Origin of the sequence: Candidatus Erwinia dacicola, assembly GCF_001756855.1 — a bacterium.
GTDB classification, from domain to species: Bacteria; Pseudomonadota; Gammaproteobacteria; order Enterobacterales; family Enterobacteriaceae; genus Erwinia; species Erwinia dacicola.
On sequence record NZ_MAYS01000371.1, the window covers coordinates 1 to 2,725 of the forward strand.

At 39.8% G+C, this 2,725-nt stretch carries 3 protein-coding genes and 1 pseudogene; 2 read left to right on the forward strand and 2 right to left on the reverse strand.

Features of this window, described 5'->3' with window-relative positions:
* Nucleotides 1-90: 90 nt before the first annotated feature.
* Together queC and BBW68_RS18420 are read right to left on the reverse strand one after the other, a co-directional pair.
* The gene (gene queC, locus BBW68_RS10550; protein WP_070135327.1) at nucleotides 91-789 is read right to left on the reverse strand and encodes a 7-cyano-7-deazaguanine synthase QueC; all 699 of its coding nucleotides are present in this window, start codon (nucleotides 787-789) and stop codon (nucleotides 91-93) included.
* 247 nt (nucleotides 790-1,036) lie between these two features.
* A complete protein-coding gene (locus BBW68_RS18420; protein ID WP_148127635.1) occupies nucleotides 1,037-1,483 on the reverse strand; it encodes a helix-turn-helix domain-containing protein in 447 nt (148 codons plus the stop codon).
* A gap of 319 nt (nucleotides 1,484-1,802) precedes the next feature.
* On the opposite strand from BBW68_RS18420, the gene BBW68_RS18425 reads away from it, so the two are divergent.
* A complete protein-coding gene (locus BBW68_RS18425) occupies nucleotides 1,803-2,093 on the forward strand; it encodes a transcription termination/antitermination NusG family protein (protein ID WP_148127636.1) in 291 nt (96 codons plus the stop codon).
* A 443-nt stretch (nucleotides 2,094-2,536) separates the two neighbouring features.
* Nucleotides 2,537-2,725 (forward strand): annotated as a pseudogene (locus BBW68_RS16670) (IS4-like element ISEc60 family transposase); the annotation flags it as partial.

The following is a 2,725-nucleotide window of genomic DNA, read 5'->3' on the forward strand; positions in this document are numbered from 1 at the left end:
TACTTATAAATATTTTTATGCTATATTCAATATTATCCCTGCCTATGGCGCAAGATATCTTTTTAACAGATACCTTGCGGGACAATAATTTTAGGCCATTTTTTTATGCAGCCGCTTCCTTACTTCATCCTTATTAGTTAAATACTCATTAAGTCCTTTATTTCTAAGATGGCAAGCGTCGCATTTTCCACAGCCAAAACTTTTCTCTCCATTATAGCAGGTCAGCGTTTCTGAAATAATAAAATCAAGTTTTCCAAGATCATCTGCTAATGCCCAAGTTTCAGCTTTGGTCAGCCACATTAGAGGGGTTATAAAATTCACAGTACTACCAAGCCCGAGTGTAACAGCGTTATTGAGTGCCTTGACAAATTTATCCCGGCAGTCCGGATATCCGGAAAAATCAGTTTCACACACTCCTGTAATTACATCCTGAGCTTGTATCTGATTTGCATAAATAGCTGCTAGCGTCAGAAACACTATGTTGCGTCCGGGCACGAACGTAGAGGGATATTCCTGATTGCGTTGATCTGTATACTTAGGTACATCAATGTTGCTTTTGGTCAAACTGCTTACTGCAAGTGCATTCAGCACACTCATATCGATGATGCTATGTGATGTTATATCAAGTGTTTTGGCGATATGCTGCGCAATCTCTATTTCGGAGACGTGCTTCTGACCATAGTTAAACGTGATACAGTGAACTTCATCATATTCTGCCAATGCCTTAACCAGACAGGTAGTGGAGTCTTGCCCTCCACTGAATACAACCACTGCTTTTTTACTGTCCATAGGAACCCCGTGATATTGAATGGAAATCACAAAAAGCAACATAAGTTGCTTTTTGTGTTGACTAACTGTGTTTGCTATTATACTGTGTTAACAACACAATAAGTAAGGCTATTAAGTTCCATCACCGGGGAATTTAATCTTGAGCAATATCGTTACGTTAGGTGTGGAGAGGGATCGATTCATATCTACGAAATTCATGTATAAGAAATACTCTTTTACCTTGAATTAGATCGCTGATTATTGATTTTCATCGCTCAGTCCATAGTAGGAAACCAGTTTTTCTTACAGGGTATTCATATTCATTTTGTCTGGAACAAATGAGGATGGAATCATTCAGGTTTGTTGCAAACATACCTTTTCCATAATCATGTTCGGTAACGAGAAAATGAGTATTGTCTTCAAGAAAGTTTTCTGACTGGTATAGGCGGAGTCGAAAATATTCGTATATAACCGGTACGTAATGAACAGTTGGATTTAGTATTCCACCACGGCCATACACAAGCCAATCATGATTTATATTTAGTCCTTCTGCCAGTGCGCGAGAGTTTTTATATGTACGCGCTTGATTTCTTATTAGATGACTAATAGTTGCCTGTGGCACTCCGGCTGCCAAAGACGCTTGTAATTGAGATAGCTTTAAGGTGCTAAGGGCCAGATCTAACCGCTCTCCCAACGTTTTTGGCGCATCACTCATGATCTTTTTACGCTCGAATAGTATGTATCAATGATACAATAGTTAATAGTTGTTTATAAGCAATTTTTTTATTATATTGTTTTGCATTTATACTAATAAAGTATAAAACTACCAAAAATTAGTAGATTTTCTTGTTTCACTGTCTTACTCTTGTTGTAGAAATCATACGTCAATAAGCTTGCATTTTAAGCATTTTTAATCCATTGACGTGTGATTATGTACAGTAATTTTAAGTCTCTTCATTATTTATATCATTGTTTAATATTAGCTTTCTCTACGGTGAGAAAATGGGGGAGGCTTGCGTAAAGGAAGCTAGGTTATGGAAAACTGGTATCTGGCTCAGTGCCAAAACAAGAGTTTCGATCGGGTTCTTCGCTGGGTTTCAAGCCTAAATGTCGAATGCTATTTTCTGCTTGAAACTCGCATCACACGCAGAAAAGATTGTGGCGGATCGCGTGTGTCGCAGAAACCATTGCTGCCCGGCTATTTGTTTTTTTTGATCCCGAAGTTACTCACCCAACAAAAATCACCGATATTCCAGGTGTTAGTTGCTTTGTCAGGTTTGGTGATATGCCATGTGTCGTCCGTGGAGAAGTTATTCACGCGCTGAAGTGCGTTCGCATTCTTCGAATAGACCCCGCTGATAATTCCGTAGAATGTGCCAATTTATCACCGGCCCTGATATCCGCTATTCAGCGGATTTACACGATACCCCGGCCTCTTGAAAGGCAGGTTGAGTTTATGCGCCTACTTGAACGTAGTAATGTTCTGGAGGAACTATTAAGTGATACCTCTCATATCTACACTGCTGTGACCAGCACTTCCTCTTCAGGTGGCTGTCCATCAACTGTTTATAGTAACGTAAACGCTGAAAAAATATTACGAGAACGTATTGCATCCCGAAGTCTTCAGCGCTCATCTCTCACTTAATTAATATGCTTTTTCAACACTACTATGCCAGGGCTTGCCCCTGATGAATCCCCAGAAAACAAGACAGGCATAGCGTAATGTGATCTAATTGATTGCGCTAACAATTTCAAGGAAATCACCGCTATGCCTGCCCGTGTATTATGCCAAAAATTCTTTAAAAGTGTACTGGAGCCTCTGCATCTTTACCGCCAGAAATCACTGATTGATGCAACCAGTGCTGTCATAAATGGTGCCTCTCTCACTCTTACCAGTATCGGACGTCATTTGACAGGAACAGCATCCGTTAAAAATAAAATAAAGCGGGCGGATCGA

Coding starts and splice junctions, on each gene's coding strand:
- BBW68_RS18425 (WP_148127636.1), top strand. CDS start 1,803: ATGGAAAACTGGTATCTGGCTCAGTGCCAAAACAAGAGTTTCGATCGG.
- queC (WP_070135327.1), bottom strand. CDS start 789: ATGGACAGTAAAAAAGCAGTGGTTGTATTCAGTGGAGGGCAAGACTCC.
- BBW68_RS18420 (WP_148127635.1), bottom strand. CDS start 1,483: ATGAGTGATGCGCCAAAAACGTTGGGAGAGCGGTTAGATCTGGCCCTT.